At 69.4% G+C, this 23,154-nt stretch carries 19 protein-coding genes; 6 read left to right on the top strand and 13 right to left on the bottom strand.

Annotated features, from left to right (window positions below):
* Positions 1-2: 2 nt before the first annotated feature.
* The 8 genes from ACWF82_RS02715 to ACWF82_RS02680 form a co-directional block, all read right to left on the bottom strand.
* Complete coding sequence (locus ACWF82_RS02715; RefSeq protein WP_452497287.1) at positions 3-1,709, bottom strand: thiamine pyrophosphate-binding protein; 1,707 nt, start codon at positions 1,707-1,709, stop codon at positions 3-5.
* Complete coding sequence (locus ACWF82_RS02710) at positions 1,690-2,622, bottom strand: SDR family NAD(P)-dependent oxidoreductase (RefSeq protein ID WP_452497285.1); 933 nt, start codon at positions 2,620-2,622, stop codon at positions 1,690-1,692. The genes ACWF82_RS02715 and ACWF82_RS02710 overlap by 20 nt, the downstream gene beginning before the upstream one ends.
* Positions 2,619-4,442 (bottom strand): flavin-containing monooxygenase, encoded by a 1,824-nt coding sequence (locus ACWF82_RS02705; RefSeq protein ID WP_452497283.1) that lies wholly within the window; start codon positions 4,440-4,442, stop codon positions 2,619-2,621. The genes ACWF82_RS02710 and ACWF82_RS02705 overlap by 4 nt, the downstream gene beginning before the upstream one ends.
* A gap of 25 nt (positions 4,443-4,467) precedes the next feature.
* Positions 4,468-5,829 carry an aromatic ring-hydroxylating oxygenase subunit alpha gene (locus ACWF82_RS02700; protein ID WP_452497281.1) on the bottom strand — a complete coding sequence of 454 codons (1,362 nt, stop codon included), beginning with the start codon at positions 5,827-5,829 and terminating at the stop codon, positions 4,468-4,470.
* Between the two features lie 51 nt (positions 5,830-5,880).
* Positions 5,881-6,345, bottom strand: coding sequence for an IS200/IS605 family transposase (tnpA, locus tag ACWF82_RS02695; RefSeq protein WP_452497279.1), 465 nt, complete (start codon positions 6,343-6,345; stop codon positions 5,881-5,883).
* Positions 6,346-6,460: 115 nt separating this feature from the next.
* Complete coding sequence (locus ACWF82_RS02690) at positions 6,461-7,318, bottom strand: SDR family NAD(P)-dependent oxidoreductase (protein ID WP_452497277.1); 858 nt, start codon at positions 7,316-7,318, stop codon at positions 6,461-6,463.
* Entirely contained in the window at positions 7,315-8,910 is a 1,596-nt protein-coding gene (locus tag ACWF82_RS02685) for an SMP-30/gluconolactonase/LRE family protein (protein WP_452497275.1), read from the bottom strand. Before ACWF82_RS02685 ends, ACWF82_RS02690 begins: the two co-directional genes overlap by 4 nt.
* Before the next feature lie 311 nt (positions 8,911-9,221).
* A complete protein-coding gene (locus ACWF82_RS02680; protein ID WP_452497273.1) occupies positions 9,222-10,028 on the bottom strand; it encodes a FadR/GntR family transcriptional regulator in 807 nt (268 codons plus the stop codon).
* A gap of 124 nt (positions 10,029-10,152) precedes the next feature.
* On the opposite strand from ACWF82_RS02680, the gene ACWF82_RS02675 reads away from it, so the two are divergent.
* From ACWF82_RS02675 to ACWF82_RS02650, 6 genes are all read left to right on the top strand, one after another.
* Positions 10,153-11,322: an acyl-CoA dehydrogenase family protein gene (locus ACWF82_RS02675; protein ID WP_452497271.1), complete on the top strand. Its 1,170-nt coding sequence runs from the start codon at positions 10,153-10,155 to the stop codon at positions 11,320-11,322.
* A 29-nt stretch (positions 11,323-11,351) separates the two neighbouring features.
* Positions 11,352-12,452, top strand: coding sequence for an acyl-CoA dehydrogenase family protein (locus ACWF82_RS02670; RefSeq protein WP_452497269.1), 1,101 nt, complete (start codon positions 11,352-11,354; stop codon positions 12,450-12,452).
* Between the two features lie 4 nt (positions 12,453-12,456).
* Positions 12,457-13,230, top strand: a complete 774-nt coding sequence (locus ACWF82_RS02665; protein WP_452497267.1) for an enoyl-CoA hydratase/isomerase family protein — start codon at positions 12,457-12,459, stop codon at positions 13,228-13,230.
* Positions 13,231-13,385: 155 nt separating this feature from the next.
* The gene (locus tag ACWF82_RS02660) at positions 13,386-14,594 is read left to right on the top strand and encodes an acyl-CoA dehydrogenase family protein (RefSeq protein WP_452497704.1); all 1,209 of its coding nucleotides are present in this window, start codon (positions 13,386-13,388) and stop codon (positions 14,592-14,594) included.
* A complete protein-coding gene (locus ACWF82_RS02655; protein WP_452497265.1) occupies positions 14,591-15,622 on the top strand; it encodes an acyl-CoA dehydrogenase family protein in 1,032 nt (343 codons plus the stop codon). The genes ACWF82_RS02660 and ACWF82_RS02655 overlap by 4 nt, the downstream gene beginning before the upstream one ends.
* Before the next feature lie 143 nt (positions 15,623-15,765).
* Positions 15,766-16,764, top strand: coding sequence for an NAD(P)H-dependent flavin oxidoreductase (locus ACWF82_RS02650; protein WP_452497263.1), 999 nt, complete (start codon positions 15,766-15,768; stop codon positions 16,762-16,764).
* A gap of 48 nt (positions 16,765-16,812) precedes the next feature.
* Here the strand turns inward: ACWF82_RS02650 and ACWF82_RS02645 are convergent, their stop codons facing one another.
* The 5 genes from ACWF82_RS02645 to ACWF82_RS02625 form a co-directional block, all read right to left on the bottom strand.
* Positions 16,813-18,504 carry a class I adenylate-forming enzyme family protein gene (locus ACWF82_RS02645; RefSeq protein WP_452497261.1) on the bottom strand — a complete coding sequence of 564 codons (1,692 nt, stop codon included), beginning with the start codon at positions 18,502-18,504 and terminating at the stop codon, positions 16,813-16,815.
* Between the two features lie 12 nt (positions 18,505-18,516).
* Positions 18,517-19,710 carry an FAS1-like dehydratase domain-containing protein gene (locus ACWF82_RS02640; RefSeq protein ID WP_452497259.1) on the bottom strand — a complete coding sequence of 398 codons (1,194 nt, stop codon included), beginning with the start codon at positions 19,708-19,710 and terminating at the stop codon, positions 18,517-18,519.
* 12 nt (positions 19,711-19,722) lie between these two features.
* Positions 19,723-20,706, bottom strand: a complete 984-nt coding sequence (gene acuI / locus ACWF82_RS02635) for an acrylyl-CoA reductase (NADPH) (protein WP_452497257.1) — start codon at positions 20,704-20,706, stop codon at positions 19,723-19,725.
* A gap of 102 nt (positions 20,707-20,808) precedes the next feature.
* Entirely contained in the window at positions 20,809-21,585 is a 777-nt protein-coding gene (locus tag ACWF82_RS02630) for an SDR family NAD(P)-dependent oxidoreductase (RefSeq protein WP_452497255.1), read from the bottom strand.
* A complete protein-coding gene (locus ACWF82_RS02625; protein WP_452497253.1) occupies positions 21,582-23,102 on the bottom strand; it encodes a class I adenylate-forming enzyme family protein in 1,521 nt (506 codons plus the stop codon). Before ACWF82_RS02625 ends, ACWF82_RS02630 begins: the two co-directional genes overlap by 4 nt.
* Between the last annotated feature and the right edge of the window lie 52 nt (positions 23,103-23,154).

Here is a 23,154-nt window from a genome sequence, read left to right as displayed (position 1 = left end):
GACTACTGGGTTCCTTCCGCGTACCAGGTGCGGAACTCGTCGTAGGAGGGCATCTCCTCGGAGTTCGCCTTCGGGTCGACGGCCACGTGGATCACGCCCGGTCTGCCGCTGGCGTAGGCCCGTTTGATCGCCGGCGCGATGTCCTCCTCGCGCTCGACGTATTCGCCGTAGCAGCCGAAGCCCTCGGCCACCTTGTCCAGCCGGGTCCCGGTACCCCAGTGCACGCCGGTCTCCAGCGAGCCCTGCCCGAAGGTGCGCTTGTACACGCCGACCTCGAGACCCCACGCGTAGTCCACCGCGACCACCGATACCAGTGGAAGATTCAGTCGCACAGCGGTTTCCAGTTCGGCGATCTGGAACTGGAACGACGAGTCGCCGGAGATCAGCATCACCGGGCGCTTGCGGCCCTCGGCGACCGAGGCGCCGACGGCGTAGGGGAGGCCGGTGCCGAGGTGACCGAAGTTCTGGTTCCAGATCACGTCGTGCGGTTTGGCCTGGGAGTAGGTCCAGCCGAAGATCGTGGTGGCGCCGCCGTCGCGCACCATGATGCCGTCGGCGGGAAAGGCCTTGGTGGCCTCCACGATCAGCCGCGCCGGATGCACCGGAGTACGCCCGGACGGCGCGGTCTCGGCGAGTTCGGCCAGGCGGGCGGCGTCCTGCTCGATCCAGCCCGCCAGCTCCGGGGTCGCGGCGCGCGGGGTATCGCGCAAGGCCTCGACCAGCTGCGGTACGACCGCGCGCAGGTCGCCGACCAGTGGCACGTCGATCGGCCGGTTGACCCCGATCGCGGTCGGATCCTGTTCGATCAGAATCCACTTCCGGTTCGCCTCGTTCGCCACCCAGTGCCTGCCGCGTCCGTAGTGCACCGGCTCACCCAGCTCGGTGCCGATCGCCAGGCACAGATCCGACTGCACCACGGCCTCGACCGCCGACGGCGAGAAGCCGTAGGGGAAGGTGCGGTCCTCCAGGCCCTCGATATACGAGGTGCCACCGGAGGTCTGGATCACCGGCACGGCCAGCAGCTCGGCCAGCTCCCGCACCGACGCACCGGCGCGCGCGGTGTGCGCACCGTGACCAACCAGCAGGATCGGCTGCTTCGCCGCCCGCAGCAGCGCGGCCGCCTCGGCGATCTTGTCCGCGCCCGCCGTCTGACCGACCAGGCGATACGCCGACGGCGGCAGGGGAGCGGGCACATCCAGTTCTTCCAGGATGACGTGCGAGGGGTATTCGATATAGACCGGGCCGGGAGTTCCGGTGAGCGCCTTGCGCAGGCCCTCGCGGATGATCTCGTCGGTCTGGTCGGCGTATTCGATACTGGCGCTGTATTTCACCGAGTTCTCGAACAGCGCCGCCTGTTTGACGAACTGGATGCGCCCGCGCCGCACCCGCTGCTCGGTGATCCTGGCGCGCTGACCGCCGAGGAAGATCACCGGCGAGTTCTCCACCTTCGCGCACATCATCGCGCCCGCGAGATTGGCGACACCGGGCCCGAGGGTGCCGATGCACACCGCGGCTGTGCCGGTCATCCGGGAAACCGCCTCGGCCATGAAACCGGCCGATTCCTCGTGATGCGGTGCGATGACGTTCCAGCCGCGTTCCTCCGCGAGATGGAACATGTGCACGAAGTTCGGATCGGGGATACCGAAAATCGTGGCGATACCTTCGGCTTCGAAGAGCTGAAGGATCCGTTCATAGACTTTGACCGACATGCCGGTGTGCCTCCGTCACTAGCGCGAAACTCTTCCTGAGGTGATCTGTGTGACCGGCCGGAACCGGCGGCAGGATCCACGAATCCGTGGTGTCACGGATCGCGTCGATCTGCTCGCCGACCTGCTCGATCGTCCACGAGGGCCGATGGACCCCCGGGGTTTCGGCGATATAGGCCCGGCCCACCCGTCCGGCGACGGCCACCAGCATCTCGCCGGTGATCGAGCAGGATTCGTGGGCGAGCCACCCGACCGCCGGGGCGGTGAGTTCGGGTCCCATCGGCGGATAGGCGGAGGTGTCGAGGCCGTCCGCCAGCCGGGTCACCGCGGCGGGCACGATGACATTGCTGGTGATGCCCGAATCCGCGCCCTCGAGCGCGACGACATTGGACAGCCCGAGCACGCCCGCCTTGGCGACCGCGTAATTGGCGACGCCCTTGTTGCCGTAGAGCCCGCCGATCGAGGAGGTGAGCACGACGCGGCCGTACCCGGCCTCGGCCATGACCGGAAAGGCCGGGCGCACCACGTGGAACGCCCCGCGCAGGTGCACGTCGAGCACCGACTCGAAATCCTCGTAGCTCAGCTCGCGCAGCGAGCCGTAGCGGACATTGCCCGCGTTGTGCACCAGGATGTCGAGCCGGCCGAAGGCCGACAGCGCGGCGTCGACGATCGCGCGCCCGCCCTCCGGTGTGGCGACCGACTCGCCGCACGCGACGGCTTCCCCACCCGCCGCGCGGATCTCGGCCACCACCTCGGCGGCGGGATCGTCCTCGACGGTGTCGCCGCGGACACTGCTGCCCAGATCGTTGACCACGACCTTGGCGCCCCGCTCGGCCAGCAGCAGCGCGTAGGCGCGGCCGAGCCCGCGGCCCGCGCCGGTGATGACGGCGACGCGATCGTCGAATCGCAATGTCATCGGCTCAGCTCCAGGCCGGGCAGGTCGCCGCTGTCACGCCAGGCCCGCAGGAGGTCGCCGAAGGCGTAGAAGCCCGGCCAGTACGGTTCGCCGAGATGCGAGCGGATGTGCTTCTCGCCCTCGTTGTTGTAGTAGCCGGGCGTGCATTCCCGCTGGAAGGTGCTGTTGTCGACAGCGGTCTCGCGCACCGTGGTCACCCACTCGCGCACCGCGTCGGCGGTCGGTTCGACCGTGGTGACTCCGGTGTCGACGGCCTGCTTCAGGATGTAGGCGATGTGCTCGGCCTGCTGGTCGAACATGTCGGTGGTGCTCGCGGTGACCCCGCCCTGCAGGAACCCGGTGAAGAACAGATTCGGGAAGCCGCGGGTGGTGAGGCCGTGCAGGGTCTGGTACCCCTCGCCCCAGTGCTCGTAGAGCGAGCGCCCGTCGCGGCCGGCGAACGGCGCGATACCGAAGCGGCGGTCCAGATCGGTGGTGATCTCGAAGCCGCTGGCGAAGATGATGCAGTCCACCTCGTGCTCGACGCCGTCGGCGACGATGCCCCTGGCCGTGATCCGTTCCACGCCTTTGGTTTTCGCCACGTCGACGAGGGTGACGTTGGCGCGGTTGAAGGTAGGCAGGTACTGGTCGTTGAAACACGGCCGCTTGCACAGGAACCGGTAGTACGGCTTGAGCGCGGCCGCGGTGGCCGGATCGGTGACGATCTCGTCGACGCGCCTGCGCACCCGCTCCATCGCCTTGTAGTCCTCGAGCTCACGCAGCTCCAGGAACTTCTCCGGCGTCAGCGTCGCCCAGCCACCGGTGGCACTGAGACGCGCCTCGAGGTTGCGGCTGACCTCGGTCCAGCCGTCGCAGATCAGATCGGCCTGGCCGGGGGCGAACGCCTCGAACGCGGCGGTGTGGAAGTTGCGCTTGCGCTCGCGGGTCCAGCCCGGCCGCACCGAGGCCGCCCACCGCGGATCGGTCGGCACGTCGCCGCGCTCGTAGACATAGGACGGGGTGCGCTGGAAGACGTAGAGGTGCTCGGCGGTCTCGGCGAGGTGCGGCACGATCTGGATGCCGCTGGCGCCGGTGCCGATCACGGCTACCTTCTTGTCCGCGAGTCTGTCCAGCCCGCCCCGCATACTGCCGCCGGTGTACGCGTAATCCCAGCGCGCGCTGTGGAAGGTGTGGCCGGTGAACTCCGAGATGCCCGGGATACCAGGCAGTTTGGGCTTGTTGAACGGGCCCTGCGCCATGATCACGAAGCGTGCGCGCAGGTCGTCGCCGCGGTTGGTGCCGATGCGCCAGCGGTCGAGCTCGTCGTCCCAGCGCAGCGACTTCACCAGTGTGCTGAAGATCGAGCGGCCGTAGAGGTTGTAGTGCTTGCCGATCCGCTGCGCGTGCTGGAAACACTCGTCGCCGCGCGCGTACTTCTCGGTCGGCATGTAGCCGGTTTCCTCGAGCAGCGGCAGGTAGGCGTAGCTGTCGGTGTCGCACTGGATGCCGGGATACCGGTTCCAGTACCAGGCGCCGCCGAAATCGCCTGCCAGCTCGATGATCCGGAAGTCGGTGACCCCGGCCTCCTCGAGCCGGGCGGCGGCGAGCAGGCCGGCCCAGCCGCCGCCGAGGATCGCGATGCCGATGTCGTCGGTGATCGGTTCCCGTGGCTCCACCGTCGTGTACGGGTCGCCCTCGTAGAAGTCGGTGAAGCCGTCGTCGGTCACCAGGTACTGACCCTGGCCCTCGGTGCGCACGCGCTTGTCGCGTTCGGCGAGGTAGGTGGCCCGGAGTTCCTCGACATCGATGTCGGGGGTCTGCGTGGGTGCGCAGTCGCTCATGCGGATTTCCTTGCTGGAGGGCGGTTCAGGCGAGATCGCGGGGCGCGCCGGTGTCCATGTACCGGGCGAGGTTGTGGTGCAGGTTGACCACGCTGCGTTCGCGATAGGGGTTGGGCTTGGGGCCGGAGAACCCGCGCGACTTCATGCCCTGCTGGACCGCGGCCATGTTGTCGAAGTCCTGCGGCAGCACCGTGCGCCAGCCGGGGTCGCCGACCGGGGTGTACTCCCATTCGGTCTGCGGCTCTTCGCCTTCCGGGAACAGCTCGAAGACCGCGGCCTCGAAGATGCACCTGTCCGGATCGGTGCCGTAGGGGCGGAACCGGTAGCAGAGCATGTTGTTGACCGCGTGCCCGATCTGGAAGTTCGGGAAGATCTGCCAGGCGGTGCCGCTCTTGGCGACGATGTCGGGTTCGACCTTGGGCCAGTCGACGCCGCGTGCCTGGTCCTCGGCCCTTGCGGTTTCCAGCCAGTAGCGCAGCACCTGGTCCGAGGGCGTGCCCTCGGGCAGTTCGTCGACCAGCCGGTTGGCCACGTCGACCAGGGTGCGGGTGGTGTTGGTGTTGGCGTTCTCCCAGGTGAAGTTCTGCAGCTGGGCGGTGGAGACCCGGGCGTCGGTGCCGCCGCCGACGCGCAGCTTGGCCTGGTTCTCCTCCATGCCCTTCGGCGCGTCGTAGCCGATGTTGCTGTGCTTGCCCTGCGCGCGGGCCCAGCCGAGGAAGGAACCGAAGTTCGAGAACTCCGGGTGGGTGTAGGGGACGTGGTAGGTCTCCATGAACGCCTCGAAGGCGACCTTCCAATTGCAGTCGAAGGTCAGCCATTTGCGCCACCGGTAGCGCATCTTCTCCAGTTCGAAGTGCTCGAGCAGGCTCGCGGCGGGTTCGAGGTAGTCGCGCAGCGATTCGCAGCCGGGGTCCATATTGATCCAGACCCAGCCACCCCAGGTGTCGATCCGCACGTTCTGCAGTCCGTCGTTGCGGTCGGTGAGACCGCACGGCCAGTCCTCGCGTTCGGCGACGAAGGTGTTGCGGCCGTCGAGGTCGTAGCGCCAGCCGTGGAAGTTGCAGGTGAACTGGCGGGCCTGGCCGCGCCCGTCGTGCGCTCCGGGGGGAGTGTCGACCAGGCGGCGGCCGCGGTGGGCGCACACATTGTGGTAGGCGCGCAGGGTCTCGGGCGTGGTGCGGACGACGATGATGGAGTCGGCGCCGATCTCGTAGGTCAGGTAGTCGCCGACGCGGGGAATCTCCTCCACGCGGCAGACCTGCTGCCAGACCTTGGCCCACAGCCGGTCGCCCTCGGCCTTGGCGTACTCGGGGGAGATGTAGGCCTCGACGCCGATGGTCATCGGGGTCGACAGCGGATCGGTGGTGTTCTCGGCGGTTTCGGTCATCTCGAGAGCTCCGAGGAAACCCCCGGCTTCAGCCGTGGGGAGGAATCGGAGCTAAGCGTTCTTCTGGTTCTCGACATAGCGTTTCACTACCTCCAGGGTTGCTCCGCCGACAGTGGCGACGAAGTACGAGTTGGTCCACAGGGTGGGCAAGCGGGACTTGAGGGCGGGGAACTCGGCACGCAGGACGCGGGAGGAGCGGCTCTTGATCTGTTTGACCAGGCGGTGAATCCCGAACTGCGGATCGCACGAGACGAGCAGGTGCACTTGGTCGGGCATGGTTTCCAGCTCGATGATGTGTGCGTCTCGTTCGGTGCAGACTTCCCGGATGAGTTGCTCGAGACGGTCTTCGATGCGTCCGCCGATGACTCGCCGCCGGTATTTCGGGTTGCCTTGCAGGTGAGGATCTTCAGTTGCGACACCTGCGGGCACACCGCAGATCGTGACCGGAATGCCGCCACCGTAGTTCTGGCGGCCGCGGTAGAACTCGACCGCGCCAGTGCTGACGACGTAAGACATTGTGGGCCTCCCTCCGGGGCGGTCAATGGTGCAGTCCGAGTTGGAAATCCCCCGGCTTCAGCCGTGGGGAAGGGTTAAGACATCCTCCTGATGCGCGCACGCGCACCGTGGTTCGTCAGCGGGTGATGGCGGCGCGGAAGTCCTCGTTCTCGAGGAACAGTGAGGTGTGGTCGCCGCCCAGATGGGTCCAGCGCAGATTCAGGCCGCCGTCGACGAGCAGCGTCTGACCGGTGAGATAGGTCGACAGGTCGGAGAGCAGGAACAGGATCGGCCCGGCCTGTTCCCCGGGCTGCCCACGCCTGCCCATGGTGATGGCACGCCGATCACGCTCGGGATCGGCGCCGACGTAGGCCCGGGAGGCCGGGGTCTCGGTGACGCCGGGCGCGACCGCGTTGACCCGGATGCCGTCCTGGGCCAGCTCGACGGCCAGCGTCCGGGTGGCCGCCACCAGCGCGGCTTTGGCGGTGCCGTAGGCGATGTGGAAGGGCGCGGTGTTCATCCCGCTGATCGAGGAGACCGAGACGATCGACCCCGCGCTGCCCTGTTCGCGCAGTGCCTTGGCCACGCCCTGGCTCATGAAGAACATCGTCTCCAGGTTCTGGGCGAACAGCGCGCGCCAGTCCTCTCTGGTGACGCGGGTGGCGGGCATCCAGGTGGCGGGGTCGGCGCCACCGGCCACATTGACCAGCCCGTGCAGGCTGCCGGGCAGGTCGGCGACCCGATCCAGGACCTTCGTGATCCCCTCGTCGGTGCCTGCGTCGGCGGCGACCGGGACCACCGAAAGTCCCTCGGCGGCCAGGGGATTGATGTGGGTGTCGAGATTGTCCTTCGACCGGCTCACCGCCACCACGGTCGCCCCGGCGGTGGCGACCAGGCGGGTGACCGCCGTGCCGATCCCACCGCCGCCCGCGCCCGAGACGATCACGATCCGCCCGCCCAGCCCCAGGCCGTCGAGGCCGCCCGCCGCGCTCATGCCCGCACCTGGAGGGCGAGCACGCTGCCCTCGGCGTCGGCGGAGAGGTAGACGGTGCCGTCGGGCCCGGCGGTGATGCCGGCGAACGGGCCCATCGGACCGGAGAACGGCGGAGTGCCGAGCAGCGGCTTGGCGACCACGCCCTCCGGCACACCCACCGGCAGGTTCGCCGCGAGCACGCTGCGGACCTTGGTCGCGAGATCGAACTCGATCAGCGCCTTGAGCCCGACGTCGACGATGAGCAATCGGTTGCCGCGCAGCAGGATTCCGTGCGGTGTGTCCAGACCGTCGACGACGGTGTCCACCCCGCCGCCGCCGATCGAGACGATCCGTCCGCTGCCGGACTCGGAGACCAGCACGGTGTCGTCGGGGCCGACGGCAACACCGAGCGGGCGGTCCAGGCCGCTCGCCAGCACCTCGACCGAGCCGTGCCGCAGCGAAAGTACCCGTCCCGCACCGAATTCGGCGGCGACGACGGTGCGGTCCGCGGTGGCGGCGATGCCGTAGAGCTGGTCGTAGCCCTCGGCCAGTACCTCGGTGACGGGTTCGGGACCCGGCCGGTAGGAGGCGATCTCGCCCGAGGAGGTGGTCACCAGCAGCTCGCCGGGACCGACGGCGGTGACGCCGCGGACGTAGCCGGGAGTGTTGAGGCTGAACAGGGAGGCGACCTGGGTCAGCCCGGCATCGCCGAACTCGTAGAGGTAGGTGCCGTCGGCGACGTAAAGGGTGCCGTCGGGAGCCACGGTCAGATCCAGCGGCCACATGAGGCCGCCGTCCAGAACGGCTTTCGTCGCGCCGCCGGCGAGGATCTCGGTGATCTCGCCGGTGAAGCTCGACACGAACAGCCGGTCGCCGACGAAGGTGCAGTTGTCCAGACCGGGCGCGAGCGCGGCCAGTGTCCGCCGCTCGCCCGTGCGCGGGTCGATCCGCAGGACCTCGCCGGTGCCGACCTGGGTCGAGACGAGGAAACCCTCGGCATCGAACTTGACCGAGTCGGGCACGCCGAGATCGCCGGCGACCCGTTCGGGTTCGCCGCCGTCGGGATCGATGCGCCAGATGTCGTTGGTGCCCATGACCGGGTAGTAGAGAAGCCCGTCGGGGCCGAACTCCATGGCATTGGGCATCGGCAGGTTGTCCTGCAGCACGCGCGGGGCGCTGCCGTCGAGCGGCAGTTCCATCAGGCGCCCGCCTACCCGGCACTCGTTGACGAACAGTCTGCCGTGGTGGAAGGTGATGCCGTTCGCGCCGGGCAGGTCGGCACGCAGGACGCGTGCGGTGCCGTCGGGGCCGCGCACGCTGACGCGGGCGTCCATGTACTCGGTGGCGATGAGGTTGCCCTCGGTGTCGAAGGCGAGGTCGTCGGGGGCGACGATGTCGCCGCCCTTGGCGCTGACGGTCTCGAGCTCGCCGGTGCCGACATCGAGCGCGCTGATCTGGCTGCCTGCCACCTGCGCGATGTAGATGCGGTCGTCCGCGCCGGTGCGCAGGCCGTTGGCGCCGAACAGGCGGCTCGGTGGCGTGAGCCGGCGCAGGCTCCAGCCTTCGGCGACGGTGAATGGTGTCTCGCTGCGGTAGCGCGCCCCTCGGGTCACTGCGGGGCCCTCCCCTACGGTCGGATCAGTGGGTGTTGCGGGTCACGGTACGTCAATCCTCACAATGATTGCAATACTGGATTTTCCGAGAGAAACCCCTGCTCAGCGCGTATCCACGGGCACGGGCACAGCTGTATGACGAGGCGCTCCGAAGGGTGATGCGGTGCCGTCGAGGACGGCGATCAAGGCCGGGCGGACTCGTCGAAGAGGTAAGGGAACTAGATATGCAAGAATGTGAGAATCAGATTATCCAAGACGGCGTTGCCACGGGCCGATATCCGTGAATCCGCTGGTGCGGTGGATGTTCGAGCTCAGATTCGAGTGCTCGGGCGCATCCGTGTCGTCGGCCGGGCACCCTGGGGCGACGCGCTGACCATGTCGGCGTCGTAGCGCTCGAGCACCAGGCTCTGGGTGGCCGAGAGATGGCTGCGGTAGAGCCGCTCGGCCTCGGCGGCGCGGCCCGCCTCGATCTCGGCCGCGATCCGCCGGTGCGTGCGCACGGCGGCATCGGCCTGCTCGCGAGAGGGGTACTCGCCCTCCTCGGTGAGCTCCACCGCCCATGCCTGCTCCTGCGCCGACCACAGCGTGACCAGCGAACTCACCATGTAGCGCACGGTGAGATTGGGCGTGTTGGCCACGATCAGATCGTGGAATTCCCTGGCGGTATGGGTGAATTCGGCGCCGTCGTCGAGCAGCTCGGCGGACTTCTCGACGTTCTCCAGCAGGGCGGGTACCACCATGGTCGCCCGGTCGGCCCGGCCGGCGCAGGCGGCCGCGCACAGCGGTTCGAGCATGCGCAGGCCGGCGGCCAGATCGCCGAGTGTCACCCGGGCGCCCTGTAGGGCGAGGCCGAGATGATAAGCGGCCGAGGACTCGTCGGGCCGGTGCACCTCGGCGCCGCCGACATTGCCGCGGCGGACGGTGACCAGGCCCTCGGTCTCCAGGATGCGCAGCGCCTCGCGGATCGACGGGTAGCTGACGCCGAAGTCCTGGACCAGCTGGTCCTGGGTGGGCAGCCGGTAGTCCGCGTCACCGGTGAGGATGCGGGCGCGCAGTTCGGCGGCGACGGTCTCGGCGATCCGGCGCTGTGGCACCCGGCCCCGGCGTGGGCCGGTCACGCGGCTCGCCTGTCGCGCACTGCGTCCCGGGTCCTCGTCTCCGCCATGGGCGGCAGTCTAGTCGTGGCGTCGCTGACCCCACAAATATTGCTATCCTTATGAGGATTGACGTACTGTGCGTCGTATGGACTTCACCATGGGCGAAGCCGCAGCGGGTCTGCGCAGCGAGCTCCGGCGGTTGATCGCCGCGGAGGTTCCGGACGATTTTCTCGGCGCGTTCACCGACGACCCCGCCGATCTGGCCACAGCCCAGCGATTCTGTGGCGTGCTCGCCGAACGTGGATTGCTCTGTGCGGCATGGCCGGAGCGTTTCGGTGGCCGGGGCGCCTCGGTGTGGGAGCAGACGGTCGTGCGCGAGGAGATGTGGGCGCACCACGAACCGCGCGGCGCGCAGTACATGGGCGTCAACTGGGTCGGGCCAACGCTGATGCGGCACGGCACCACCGAGCAGCAGCGCCTGCATCTGCCGCCCATCGCGGCCGGCGAGGTGATCTGGTGCCAGGGCTTCTCCGAGCCCGACGCCGGATCGGATCTGGCTTCGCTGCGCACCACGGCCCGCCCCGACGGTGACGGCTGGCGGATCTCCGGGCAGAAGATCTGGACTTCCTACGCCACCATGGCGCAGTGGTGCTTCCTGCTCGCCCGCACCTCCACCGGTAGCCGTAAACAGCAGGGGCTCACGGTGTTCCTGCTGCCCATGACCGCACCCGGCATCGAAGTCCGCCCGATTCGCTCCATGCTCGGGCCGCATCATCTCAACGAGGTCTTCTTCGACGATGTGCCTGTCGGCCCCGCCGATGTGCTCGGCACCGTGGACGAGGGCTGGGCCGTAGTGCAGGAGGTGCTGGCCTTCGAACGGGTCGGCATCGCTCGCTACGCCCGCTGCGAACGGCTGCTGCGGCTCGCACCCGCCGCACTCGGCGAACGCTGGGACACCCTGCCGCCGGCCCTGCGCGGCCGGTGGGCGCGTGCGTCCACGAGGGCGCGGCGGGCCCGGCTGCTGGCGTATCAGGTTGTCGCCATGCAGAACACGGGTCGCGTGGCACCCGGTGACGCCGCCGCCTACCGCATCGCGGTCACCCGGCTGGACCAAGAGAGCGCCGCGCTGCTGACCGAGCTGGCCGCCCACGTGCCCGACGAGGAAGGCTCCCGCCGGACGTTCCGCCGCGCCGTCGATGACCACTGGCGCTACGCGAACGCCGCGACGGTGGCCTCGGGCAGCGTCGAGATGCAGCAGATCCTGCTGGCCCGCTCGCTGCTGTCCGGAACGCGACGATCCGGTGCGGCCGCGTGAGCGCGGCCGCGCTACCACCAGGGGGCGATATGCATCTCGAATTATCCGGCGAGGCCGCCGAATTCGGCCGTCAGGCCCTGCGTGCCCTGCGCGCCGCGGGCGGTGACGATCTGGTCCAGCTGGCCGAGGCCGACCCGGCGATCCGGCACACGAGGATCGCGCCGGTTTTCGAGCGGCTGGGCGCGTGGGACCTGAGTCCCCGGCGCGACCCGATCGAACTGGAAGCAGCCGCCGCCCTGTGCCGCAGTGCAGGCTATTGGGCCGTTCCGTATCCGGTGGCGGAGCGCCTGTCCCGCCCGGACGACCTGGACGCCGACGCCCTCGTCGTGGCGGCCGGGCCGGAGCCCGCCGCCGCGATCGACGGCCTCGACCTGCGGGTCGTGGCGGTCGATCCCGCAGGCCGACGGTGGGTCCGCGCTGGTGCGGCGGCCGCACGGCCTGGCTTCCGGGCCGGTGGGGAGTTCGCCTTCCAGCTCGGCGGCGGGTCTGGTGGGGAGTTCTCAGTGCGGCTCGGTGGGGGATCGGAGGGGGTGGTCGTCGGACTGTCCGGTGTGGGAACGGTGGCGGGGTTCGTTGCCGCGGCGGGCGGGAGGACTGCGCGGGAGACGGCGTTTGTGACGCCGATCGCGTTGCGGCCCTTGGATACTCGCGGTGCGGGAGATCTGGCGTTGGCGTTGGTGCTGCCCTGTTGGACTCTGCTCGGGATGCTGGATCGCGCGATGGAACTGGCCGGGGACCACGTGCTGGTGCGGGAGCAGTTCGGGCGGCGGCTGGCGGATTTCCAGTCGGTGCAGTTCCAGCTGACCGACGGCGAAGTGGAGCGCAAGGGGGTGGAGATGCTGGCCCGGTACGCGCTGTGGAGTGTCCAGACCGGGCAGCCCGGCGCCGTCGCCGATGCGCTCGCCTTGCGGCTGGCGGCGCTGGAAGCCGCCGAGATCGTCTTCCGGGTCGCGCATCAGGTGCACGGCGCGGTCGGGTTCTGCGACGAGACGACGCTGTCGTGGTTGTCGCGGCACAGTCTGCCGCTGCGACGGCTGCCGCTGGGGATCACCGGCACCGAGGACCTGCTCACCCGCCGGATCGGGGCCGGCGGGCTGGCCGGTCCCTTTTCCGACCCGCGAGGAGCGTGACACCGTGAACCCGCTGCCACCCGGACTCACCGTGACCGCCGACGGCCCGGTGCGCATCGTGCTGATCGACCGGCCCGACGCGCTCAATGCCGTGAACGCCGACCTGCACCGCGCGCTGGCCGAGGTCTGGCGGCACCTGGCCGCCGACACCGAGGCCAGGGCGGTCGTACTCACCGGCGCCGGAAGGACTTTCAGCGCGGGTGGTGACCTGGACTGGATCACCTCCTTCCTCGACGACCCGGTCGCCCGCGACGAGAGCATCCGCGAAGGCGCGCAGATCATCGAGGAGATGCTGCGCTTCCCGCTGCCGGTGATCGCCGCGGTCAACGGCGCCGCCGTCGGCCTCGGCGCGAGCATCGCCGTGCTCAGCGATGTGGTGCTGCTGTCGGAACGCGCCTACCTGGCCGATCCACACGTCGCGGTCGGCCTGGTCGCCGGTGACGGCGGCGCTGCCTTCTGGCCGCTGCTCACCCCGATCCTGCGCACCCGCGAGTACCTCTACACCGGCGACCGCATCGACGCCGCCACCGCCGTCGACGTCGGCTTGGCCAGCCGCGTGGTCGCCCCGGACGAGCTGCTGCCCGAGGCGCTGGCCCTCGCGCACCGCATCGCGGCCCAGCCCCCCGAAGCGGTGCGCGGCACCAAGCGCGTCGTGAACATGTATCTCAGTCAGGCGCTGGCAGGTCCGATGCAGGCCGGTTTCGCCGCCGAGATCGTCTCCATGCAAACCCCCGAGCACCGTGATCGCCTGCTCGCCCTGCGTCAGCGCGCCCGATGACACCAGCGGATGCGGCGGATATGGGCCCGCAGGCAGTGACAGCAGATGGGTCGGATCTGTGCACACGGACATCGGCAGATGTTCCCGAGGCCGATTCGGCAAGTCCTGCGGATTCGGCGGGAGTGCGCTCGACCGAGCCGACCGGCGTGTTGGGCGTGGGGGAGCGATGGCCCGCTGACCTCTCCGCGTTCCGTGCGCATGTCCGCCACTGGTGCCGCACACAGATCCCCGAGGATTGGCGGCGGACCCAGCTCGGTGCGTCCGACGCGGAATTCGTCCGGTTTCAGCAGGATTGGTTCCAGCGGCTGCGGACCGCCGGGTTCGCGGTGCCGCACTGGCCCGCGGAGTACGGGGGTGGGATGCCGGTCGGGCATCAGATCGTGCTGTACCAAGAGCTGGCCGCGCACGACGCGCCGCGGCTCGTGCTGGCGTTCGTCGCCATTCATCACGCGGCCGCCACCCTGCTCGCGGCGGGGACCCCCGAGCAACGCGCGCGGCATCTGCCCGCCATTCTCGACGGGGAGATCTGGGTGCAGGGCTTCTCCGAACCCGACGCGGGCTCGGACCTGGCCGCGCTGCGGACCTCCGCGACCCGTGACGGCGACGACTGGGTGATCACCGGCCAGAAGGTGTGGGCCAGCGGTGCGCAGTACGCGGACCGGTGCCTGCTGCTGGCCCGGTCCGATCCGTCCGCTCCCGCGCGCCAGGGGATTTCGTACTTCCTGCTCGATATGCGCAGCCCAGGCATCGAGGTGCGGCCCATCCGGCAGGCCACCGGGGAATCCCACTTCTGCGAGATCTTCCTCGATCACGTGCGAGTGCCCGCGATCGCGCTGATCGGCGCGGAGCACACCGGGTGGCAGGTCGCCCAGCGCACCCTCGGTGCCGAACGCGGCCTGACCATGCTCGAACTGGCCGAGCGGCTCGGCAACGCGGGGTTCCGGATGCTGCTGGCCGATGCCGCGCGTCCCGGTCCCGGCGGCCGGGCGCTGGACGACCCGGTGGTGGCCGATCGCCTCGCCGAACTGGAGATCGAGATCACCGGCCTGCGCGCGCTGTGCCGCGACCTGGTCGAACGGCACGAAGCGGGGACGGTCGGCCAGGCCGACGCCTCGGTCGTCAAGCTCTATTACAGCGAACTCCTCCAGCGGATGACCGATTTCGGCGCCGAACTGGGTGGAGTCGACGCGCACACGGTGCTGCGCACACCGAGGTCGGGCGGCTGGGAATCCGGCGCCTGGGTGCTGGACTTCCTCGGCTCCTGGGAGTGGACCATCCCCGGCGGCACCAGCGAGATCCAGCGCACCATCATCGCCGAACGCGGCCTCGGGCTGCCCCGCGAACCGGCGGGAGACAAGCGATGACCGACTTCGCCGAGTTCCACGACGACCTGCGCGCCCTCGCCCGCGACCTGCTCGCGAAATCGGCGGGCCAGCCGGTGCCGTGGACCACCGTCTCCGAGGCGGGCTGGCCGGGACTCGCCGCACCGCCCGAATTCGACGGTGCGGGCGCCGGTTTCACCGAGGTAGCGGTATTGCTCGGCGAGGTGGGCCGGGTCGCCGCCGTCACCGCGCTGCCCACGGTGCTGGCTCTGTCGGTCCCCGCGTTGGCTGCGGTCGCTGCGAACAATCTGCGCGACAACATCTTCCGCGAAACGGTGGCCGGGCGCACAATGCCGGTACTGGTCCTCGACGCAGGCGAGAGGGACCAGGACTTCGTCCTGGAACCTGGACCAGGCGGACCCACCCTGACCGGATCAGCGGCTTTCGTCCTGGACGCAGCGGCCGCCGACCTACTGCTCGTCCCGATCCCGGCGAGCGATGAGCTCGTCGCGGTCACACCCGGCACCACCGGATTGACCATCACCCCGACACCACTGGTCGACGCCACTCGCTCAGCCGCCACGGTGACCGCCGACCGGGTGGCCACCGACACCGTATGGCGGTTCCCGGACTCGGACACCCTCCGCGCCCGAGCCGCCGTCGCGGTGGCCTGCGACTCGCTGGGCTCGGCCGAAGCCATGCTGGCGACCACCGTCGACTATGTGCGGGTGCGCGAACAATTCGGGCGCCCTGTCGGCTCGTTCCAGGCGGTCAAGCACGCCTGCGCGGACATGCTGGTGCAGGTCACCGTCGCCAGGCACCTCGTCGACGCGGCCGTCCAGGCGATCGCCGAGAGTTCGGCCGACAGCGCGATCGCCGCGGCACGAGCGAAGTCGTACGCGACCACCGCCGCGGTACGGGTCGTGGGTGCCGCCCTGCAACTACACGGAGGATTCGGCTACACCTGGGACAGCGGCATCCACGTCCACCTCAAACGGGTGACCTTGAACCGCGCGCTGTTCGGGGCGCCGTCGGCACACCGGAAGAAGCTGGCCGCCCGGTATCGATGACCTGTTCGGCAGGCACGCCGGTGTCGTGGTGATTCAGGCCACTATCCCTATGCAACTGGTTGCATAGGGAATGGGTTCGATCGTACCGTGCGGGTACTGACGAACAACCGGTCCGCCGGCCTGTCCCGTTTTCGGAGGATTCAATGGCACTGCCCCAGTGGCTCTCCAGCCGCCTGTCCCTGCCCGTGGTCGCCTCGCCGATGTTCATCGCCTCGGGCCCCGAGCTCGTCCTCGCGCAGTGCCAGGCCGGGATCGTCGGATCGTTTCCGGCGCTGAACGCGCGGCCCGCCTCGCTGCTCGGTGACTGGCTCGATCGCATCGTCGAGGAGAACGCGGCGTACGCGGCCGCGAATCCGGAGGCGGTGGTGGCGCCGTTCGCGGTGAATCAGATCGTGCATCGCTCCAACGACCGGCTCGAGCAGGACATGGCGGTCATCGTCGAGCACAAGGTGCCGATCGTGATCAGTTCGCTGGGCGCGCGGACCGAGATCAACGACGCCGTGCATTCCTACGGCGGGCTCGTGCTGCACGACGTGGTCAACAATCAGTTCGCGCACAAGGCGATCGAGAAGGGTGCCGACGGGCTGATCGCGGTCGCCGCGGGCGCGGGCGGGCACGCCGGGACCCAGTCGCCGTTCGCGCTGATCCAGGAGATCCGCACCTGGTTCGACGGCCCGCTGCTGCTGTCGGGTTCGATCGCACACGGCCGGTCGATCCTGGCCGCCCAGGCCGCGGGCGCCGACCTGGCCTACGTCGGCTCCGCGTTCCTGTCCACTAGCGAGGCGAATGTCGTGCCGGACTACCGGCAGATGATCGTCGACTCCACCGCCTCCGACATCGTCTACAGCAACCTGTTCACCGGCGTCCACGGCAACTACCTGCGCGGCAGCATCGTCGCCGCGGGCCTGGACCCGGACAACCTGCCCGAGTCGGACCCCTCGCAGATGAACTTCGGCTCCTCCGGTAGCGATGCCAAGGCCTGGCGTGATGTCTGGGGCGCGGGCCAGGGCGTCGGCGCCATCACCGAAGCAGGCACCACCGCGGACCTCGTGGCCACTCTGCGCGGGCAGTACGAGCAGGCCTGCGGTGACCTCGCCGCCACCGTCGGCCACCTCGGTGGCGCGATGGCGCCTGCGCGCTAGCGGGGACGGTCCGGCGGCGGTATCGGGACCGCCGCCGGTACCCGTGCGTCAGGTCGCGAGCCGGGCCGCCGCCAGCTCGCGCAGCTCGGCGGACTTGATCTTGGCGCTGCCGGTGAGGGCGAAATCGTTCTCGGTGTAGAGCAGGACATGCCGGGGCACCTTGTAGCTGGCGAGCCGTTCCCGCAGGAAGGTCCGGATCGCCTCGCCGTCGAGCGTGGCATCCGTGTGTGGGACGACGCAGGCCACCACGACCTCGCCGAGGGTGTCGTGCGGAACACCCACGGTGCGACCGACTTTCACGCCCGGGTAGCGGTTGAGCTCCTCGTCGACTTCGAGCGGGGAGACATTCGCGCCGCCGGTCTTGATGATGTCGGTGAGCCTGCCCTCCCAGTACAGCCGGCCGGCCTCGTCGAGGTAGCCGCCGTCGCCGGTGTGGAAATAGCCGTCGGCGTCGAGGGTTTCGTCGAGCGGGATGCCGACGTAACCGAGCATCAGGGTGGGCCCCTTGACGCAGATCTCGCCGCGGTCACCACGGGTCAGCACGGCGCCGGAGAGCGGGTCGACGATCTTGATCGTATTGCCGGGCAGCGGTTCGCCACTGCTACCCGCGATCGTGTCCGCCGGCGTGTCGGCGGGGAAACAGGTTGTGATGGTGAAGGTCTCGGTATTGCCGTAGGCGTGTCCCGGCTCGGTCCAGGTGGTGGTCACCGTGGGATGACGGGCGGCCGGATAGCCGATGTCGACGAACCGCAGGGTGCTCAGATCCACCGTCGACCAGTTGGGTGCGCCTTCGAGCTGGGCCCACTGGTGCGGCCAGGCGACCGGGAAGTTCACCCGTTCGGCCTGCATCAGTTCCAGCGCCGCCGCGCCGTCGAAGGTCGACTGGAGCACCAGCGACCCGCCCGCGGCCAGGGTCGAACCCAGCGCCTGCCCGAAATTGCCGGACCAGAAGAAGCCGTTGGCGGTCCAGCAGCGGACATGGTCGTCGGGGCCGAAACCGAACATCCGCCGGAACCGCCACATCTGGATGGTGACACCGCGATGCGCGCTGCGAATTCCCTTGGGCTTGCTCGTGGTTCCGGAAGAGAAGAACAGCACCGCGGTATCACTCGGCGACACCGTCGCCGCGGTGGCCTCGACGAGTGCGGCCGGTTCGGACTCCGCGCCCGCCACGAACGCGTCCCAGGTCTCGATCGCGCCGCCGTCCACCGGTGTGCCCACCACGGCGAGGTGGCGCAGGAACGGGTAGGCGGCCGACCGCACCGCCCCGGGAGCCGCCGTGCCGATCTCCGGTGCCAATTCGGTGAGCATCGCCGCGAAATCCTTCCCGGCGACGGCACGTTCGAACAGCAGCACCGAAACCCCGGACAATCCCAGCAGGTGCTCCAGTTCCGCCGGCGTGGAGAACGTGCTCAGCGCGACCGCCACCCCACCGGCCATGGCGGTGCCGAAGACGGCCGCCAGCCATTCCGGTCGGTTCGTCATGAGCACGCCGACCCGGCTGTCCTTGCCGACCCCGGCGGCCCGCAGGGCGCGCGCCACCGCGACGGACTGTTCCCACAGTTCGTCGTAGGTCCAGCGGATGACATCGGCGCCGTCGTGGAAGACGAGCGCTTCCCGGTCGCCGTAGCGCCGGGTCACCTCGCGCAGGAATCCGGGCAGGGTGAGCGGGCCAAGTCCGGGTTCCTCGGTCAGTGGTGGCCCGGCCGCGACGGCCGGGTCCGATACTTCCTCGGTCATCGTCGACCTTTCTCAGAACGGCAGTTCGACCTCGGCCACGCATTTCACGAGCGTGCCGAAGTTCTGGTCGGTGAGTTTCAGCTCCACCTGGACCAGCGGGACACCCCAGGCCGAGTGGGCTTCTTTGCCGATGATCTCGGCATCGAAATAGGTGACGTCACCCTCGAACGCGGGCAGCCGGAAATCGGCCTTGGTGTGGCGCACCATGCCGTCGTTGCCCGCCCAGTACGCCAGGTAGTCGGTGCACCAGGCGCCCATCGTCGCGCCGTAACCATAGGCGCGCGCCATGCCGACCTCGCCGGCCTTGTCGGCATCGATATGGCCGCGCGATGGACCGACATAGAGACCGTCGCGCAGCCGCGGGTCGATCTTGGCGCCCTCTTCGTCGAATCCGAAACCTTCGGTCCAGCCGGGATCCTGATAGACCCACGGATCGTCGATGCCCTCGGGCGCGACCCACTGGAACGTGCCCCAGATATTGAAGAGGAAGGCGCGGTATTCGGTGGTGAAACTCGCGATGGAATGCGGGCCGATCACCCGCCGCGGCAATTTGTCGCCGACTTTCACCTCGTCGAAATGCGGGGAGACGCCGAGCCGGTTGGAATGCAGCCATTCGGTGCGCAGCGCGTCGACCTCGGCCAGTTCGGCGGCCGTCCAGCGCTTGATCTCGCCGGCCTGGTTGTCGTACATCCCGCGCTTGGTCGCCTCCTCGGCGAGATAGCGGATGGCGGTCGATCGTTCGCGGGCGACGAGCACACCGTGCTGATTGCGATGGGTGGTGTCTCCGCGCGAGAACATGGTCGGCCCCGCGAATTTCGTCTCCGCGACTGTGTAGTCGTGGAAACGGCGCTCCTGGAACAGGGTGTCGCCGGGACGCACCGGCGCACCGTAGAACCACCACTCCTCGCCGCCGAAGATCAGATGACTGCCTGGGATGCGGCCGACGCACGCTGGCGCCGCGCCGTGCCCGTAATCCAGTGCGACCGCGATGGATTGGGGTGCGATCAGCCCGCCGTAGCGGGATTCCCTGGCGAATTCCTGATCCCAGTGCAGCGGATTGGGATAGTCCATCGCCATCACCCAGCGGCGGATGTCGGAGGTGCTGCACGGATCCCACAGCTGCCCGCCGCCGATCGGTTTGCCGACCCGGTGGTCGACATCGCTGAGGTCGAGTTCGACGGCGGCGGTGCGCTTGTTCGCGGACACGGATACTCCTGTTCAGCGGTTGACGTCGACGACGAGACGGCCACGCACGGTGCCATCGATGAACCGGCTCGCGGCGGCGATCGCCTCGCTCAGCGGGACCTCGGTGGCGATGGCGTCCAGGGTGGCCGGATCGAGGTCGCGGGCCAGCCGCTCCCAGGCCTGGATCCGGCGCGGTATCGGCGCCATGACGCTGTCGATGCCGTAGAGGGTGACCCCGCGCAGGATGAACGGGGCAACGGTGCCCGGCAGATCCATGCCCTGGGCCAGCCCGCACGCGGCGACGGCGCCGCCGTAGCGGACCTGCGCGCTCGCGTTCACCAGCGTGTGGCTGCCCGCGGCGTCGACCACACCGGCCCAGCGTTCCTTCTGCAGCGGCTTGCCGCGCTCGGCGAGTTCGGCCCGGTCGACGACGGTGCTCGCACCCAGATCCTTCAGATACCCGGCCTCGGCGGGCTTTCCGGTCGCGGCGGCCACGGTGTATCCGGCGGCGGCCAGCAGGGCGATCGCGACACTGCCGACGCCGCCGGTCGCACCCGTCACCAGGATCTCGCCGTCTTCCGGCCGCAGCCCGTGACCGGCCAGTGCCTCCACACAGAGACTCGCGGTATAGCCGGCGGTGCCGATCGCCATCGCCTGACGGGCGGAGAAGGCCTCCGGCTGGGCGATCAGCCAGTCGCCACGGACGCGGGCGCGCTGGGCAAGGCCACCCCAGTGCGTCTCGCCGACGCCCCAGCCGTTGAGTACGACCTTGTCACCGGGCGTCCAGTCGGGATGACCGCTCTCGGCGACAACCCCGGCCAGGTCGATGCCCGGCACCATCGGGAACGAACGGACCACCGGTGAGGTGCCGGTAATGGCCAGGGCGTCTTTGTAATTCAGCGTGGAATACGCGATGTCGACGGTGACGTCACCCGCGGGCAGCGCGTCCTCGGACACCGTGGTCGCGCTGACCTCGGGCGGTGTTCCGCTCTTCTCGATAAGGATGGCCGAGAACATGGGGATTTCCCCTCTCTCCTGCGAGAATGCAATTCTCGCGTAGGTATGGATATGTTTTCATCGGGAGTGTTCGGTGTCAATCGCCCGGAACGGGCGCTGTGGTCAGCGGGCGGTCCAGCCGCCGTCGACCACGATCGTCTGCCCCGTGACGTAGCTGGCGGCGTCGCCGGCCAGCCAGGTGATCGCGCCGACCAAGTCCTGGGCGGTGCCCTCCCGGGGCAGCGGGGTGTTGCGGCGCAGGTACTCGGCGCCGCGCTCGCTGTCGTAGAGGCTGTCGGTGATCTCGCTGCGGAAGAAGCCGGGCGCGACGGTGTTCACCCGGATCGAGTGCCGGGCCCACTGCACCGCGAGTTCGGTGGTGAGCCCGGACAATCCGGCCTTGCTCGCGGCGTAGGAGGCCTGCGGAATGCCGGGGACGCCGACGCGGCCGCTGATCGAGGAGACATTGACCACCGAGCCGCCGCCCGCGTCGCGCATGTACGGAAACAGCGCCTGTGCCAGCAGGAACGGTGCGACGAGGTTGAGGCCGATGGTGCGCTGTACCGCATCGAGCGATTCGTCCTCGGCACGTGCTGTCGTAAAGCGGTTACCGGCCGCGTTCACCAGGATCGTCGGCGCGCCGAGCTGGTCGGCGACCCGCGGCGCCACAGTGGCGACTTGCGCGGGGTCGGCCAGATCGCTGACGACGGCGAGCCCGTCGACCCGGTCGGCCAGTTCGGTGAGCCGGTCGGCGCGCCGGGCCACCACCGCGACCAGGGCGCCCAGTCCGGCGAGGGTCTCGGCCACGGCGGCGCCGAGTCCCGAGGACGCGCCGGTGACCACCGCGACGCGGCCGGTGAGGTCGAACAGTTCCAGTGCCTTGTCGTGCTGGTCGCTCATCGGTTCTCCTGCTGGGCGGTGACGGCGAGTGCGGTGAGCCCGGTGCGCTCCACCTTGCCCATGGCGTTCACCGGTAGTGCCGCCACCATGGCCCAGATCTCGGGGACCTTGTAGCCGGCGAGCTCGCGTCGGCACAGGCGGGCCAGGTCGTCGAAATCGACAGCGCCGCTGTCACTTTCGACCACGGCGGCGACCTTCTGGCCGAGGCGTTCGTCCGGTACCGGACACACCGCCACCTTGGTGACGTGCGGGTGGGTGGCCAGTACCCGTTCGACCTCGAGCGGGTAGACGTTCGCGCCGCCGCGGATGATGACCATCTTCTTGCGGTCGAGCACCGACAGGCGGCCCTCGGCGTCGACGGTGCCGATGTCGCCGGTGGCGAACGGTCCCGGTTCCGGCGGGTGCACCGCACCGTCGGACCAGTAGCCGAGGGTGGGGCGCCAGAGTCCGGCCCAGGGGCCGTCGGTGGCGGCGGCCAGGCGGAGTTCGCCGAGGGAACCCGGTGGCAGTCGCCGGTTCTCGTCGTCGTAGGCGGCGACATCGAGGTGGGGGAGGACGCGGCCGCTGCTGCCCGGCGTCCAGTCGGTCCCCGGTGGATCGATGGCGACGACCGTCGGTGCCTCGGTGAGGCCGTAGGTGGTGCGCGGGAGCAGGCCGTGGTGGGTCGCGGCGAACGCGGTGCGGACCGTGTCGGGGGTGTCGCTGCCGCCGCTCCAGACCTCCCGCAGCGAAGCGAGATTCGCGCCGGGCTTGCGGGCCAGGTCGTAGAGCTGGGCGGGGGCGCCGTTCCACACCGTCACCCGATGCGCGGCGATCCACTCGGCGACCCCGTCGACATCGCGGCGGTCCATGATCACCGCGCAGCCACCGGCCTGGGCCGTGGTCAGGGTGGACAGCACCATCATGTTCAAGATGGTGAGCGGGAAGCTGTCGCCGCGGCGCAGGTCGGGGCCCCAGCCGCGCGTCGCGCGCACCACCGCGCCCGGCAGCAGCAGATTGCGCTGACTGTGCACCACCGCCTTCGGGCGCCCGGAGGTGCCGCTGGTGAAGGCGATGCCTGCGGGTGCGTCGATGTCGTGGGTGAGGGTGGGCGCGGGGTCGGCGTGCGCGGTCAGGTCCATCCACCGGTCGGGGTGCACCACGTGCGGGGAACTCCCGCCCCAGCGTGGACCGGCCAGCACGACGGCGGGATCGCACACCTCGTGGAGGAACTGTTGCTCGGCAGGAGAATTCGCCTCTCCGATGCCGGTCCAGATCGCTCCGACGCGCTGCGCGCCGTGGAACGCGGCGACGACGGCGAGGTCGTTGGGTAGGCAGGCGGCGACCCGGTCGCCGGGCCGGACGCCGAGCGACCACAGCGCTCCCGCCGCGCGAGCGGCCTGTTCGTCGAGGTCGGCGTAACTCCACGTCCCCGAAGCGGCGATGATCGCCGGCGCGTCGGGATGTTCCCGCAGCGGATCGTCGAGCACGGTCGCGATGGGGCGCGGGGCACGGATGTTGCCGGTGAAGCTGTCCACGACTTCCTTGATAGCACTATCCTTGCAAAGATTCACCAGATAGCCCGATCGG

Source organism: Nocardia sp. NPDC055053 (assembly GCF_053608285.1).
The sequence above is the reverse complement of the archived record's forward strand: the minus strand, read 5'-3'. Positions and strand labels throughout refer to the sequence as shown.

Bases quoted from the DNA above. Each gene is read 5' to 3' on its own strand.
- ACWF82_RS02715 (WP_452497287.1), bottom strand. From the start codon at position 1,709: ATGTCGGTCAAAGTCTATGAACGGATCCTTCAGCTCTTCGAAGCCGAA.
- ACWF82_RS02710 (WP_452497285.1), bottom strand. From the start codon at position 2,622: ATGACATTGCGATTCGACGATCGCGTCGCCGTCATCACCGGCGCGGGC.
- ACWF82_RS02705 (WP_452497283.1), bottom strand. From the start codon at position 4,442: ATGAGCGACTGCGCACCCACGCAGACCCCCGACATCGATGTCGAGGAA.
- ACWF82_RS02700 (WP_452497281.1), bottom strand. From the start codon at position 5,829: ATGACCGAAACCGCCGAGAACACCACCGATCCGCTGTCGACCCCGATG.
- tnpA (WP_452497279.1), bottom strand. From the start codon at position 6,345: ATGTCTTACGTCGTCAGCACTGGCGCGGTCGAGTTCTACCGCGGCCGC.
- ACWF82_RS02690 (WP_452497277.1), bottom strand. From the start codon at position 7,318: ATGAGCGCGGCGGGCGGCCTCGACGGCCTGGGGCTGGGCGGGCGGATC.
- ACWF82_RS02675 (WP_452497271.1), top strand. From the start codon at position 10,153: ATGGACTTCACCATGGGCGAAGCCGCAGCGGGTCTGCGCAGCGAGCTC.
- ACWF82_RS02670 (WP_452497269.1), top strand. From the start codon at position 11,352: ATGCATCTCGAATTATCCGGCGAGGCCGCCGAATTCGGCCGTCAGGCC.
- ACWF82_RS02655 (WP_452497265.1), top strand. From the start codon at position 14,591: ATGACCGACTTCGCCGAGTTCCACGACGACCTGCGCGCCCTCGCCCGC.
- ACWF82_RS02650 (WP_452497263.1), top strand. From the start codon at position 15,766: ATGGCACTGCCCCAGTGGCTCTCCAGCCGCCTGTCCCTGCCCGTGGTC.
- ACWF82_RS02645 (WP_452497261.1), bottom strand. From the start codon at position 18,504: ATGACCGAGGAAGTATCGGACCCGGCCGTCGCGGCCGGGCCACCACTG.
- acuI (WP_452497257.1), bottom strand. From the start codon at position 20,706: ATGTTCTCGGCCATCCTTATCGAGAAGAGCGGAACACCGCCCGAGGTC.
- ACWF82_RS02630 (WP_452497255.1), bottom strand. From the start codon at position 21,585: ATGAGCGACCAGCACGACAAGGCACTGGAACTGTTCGACCTCACCGGC.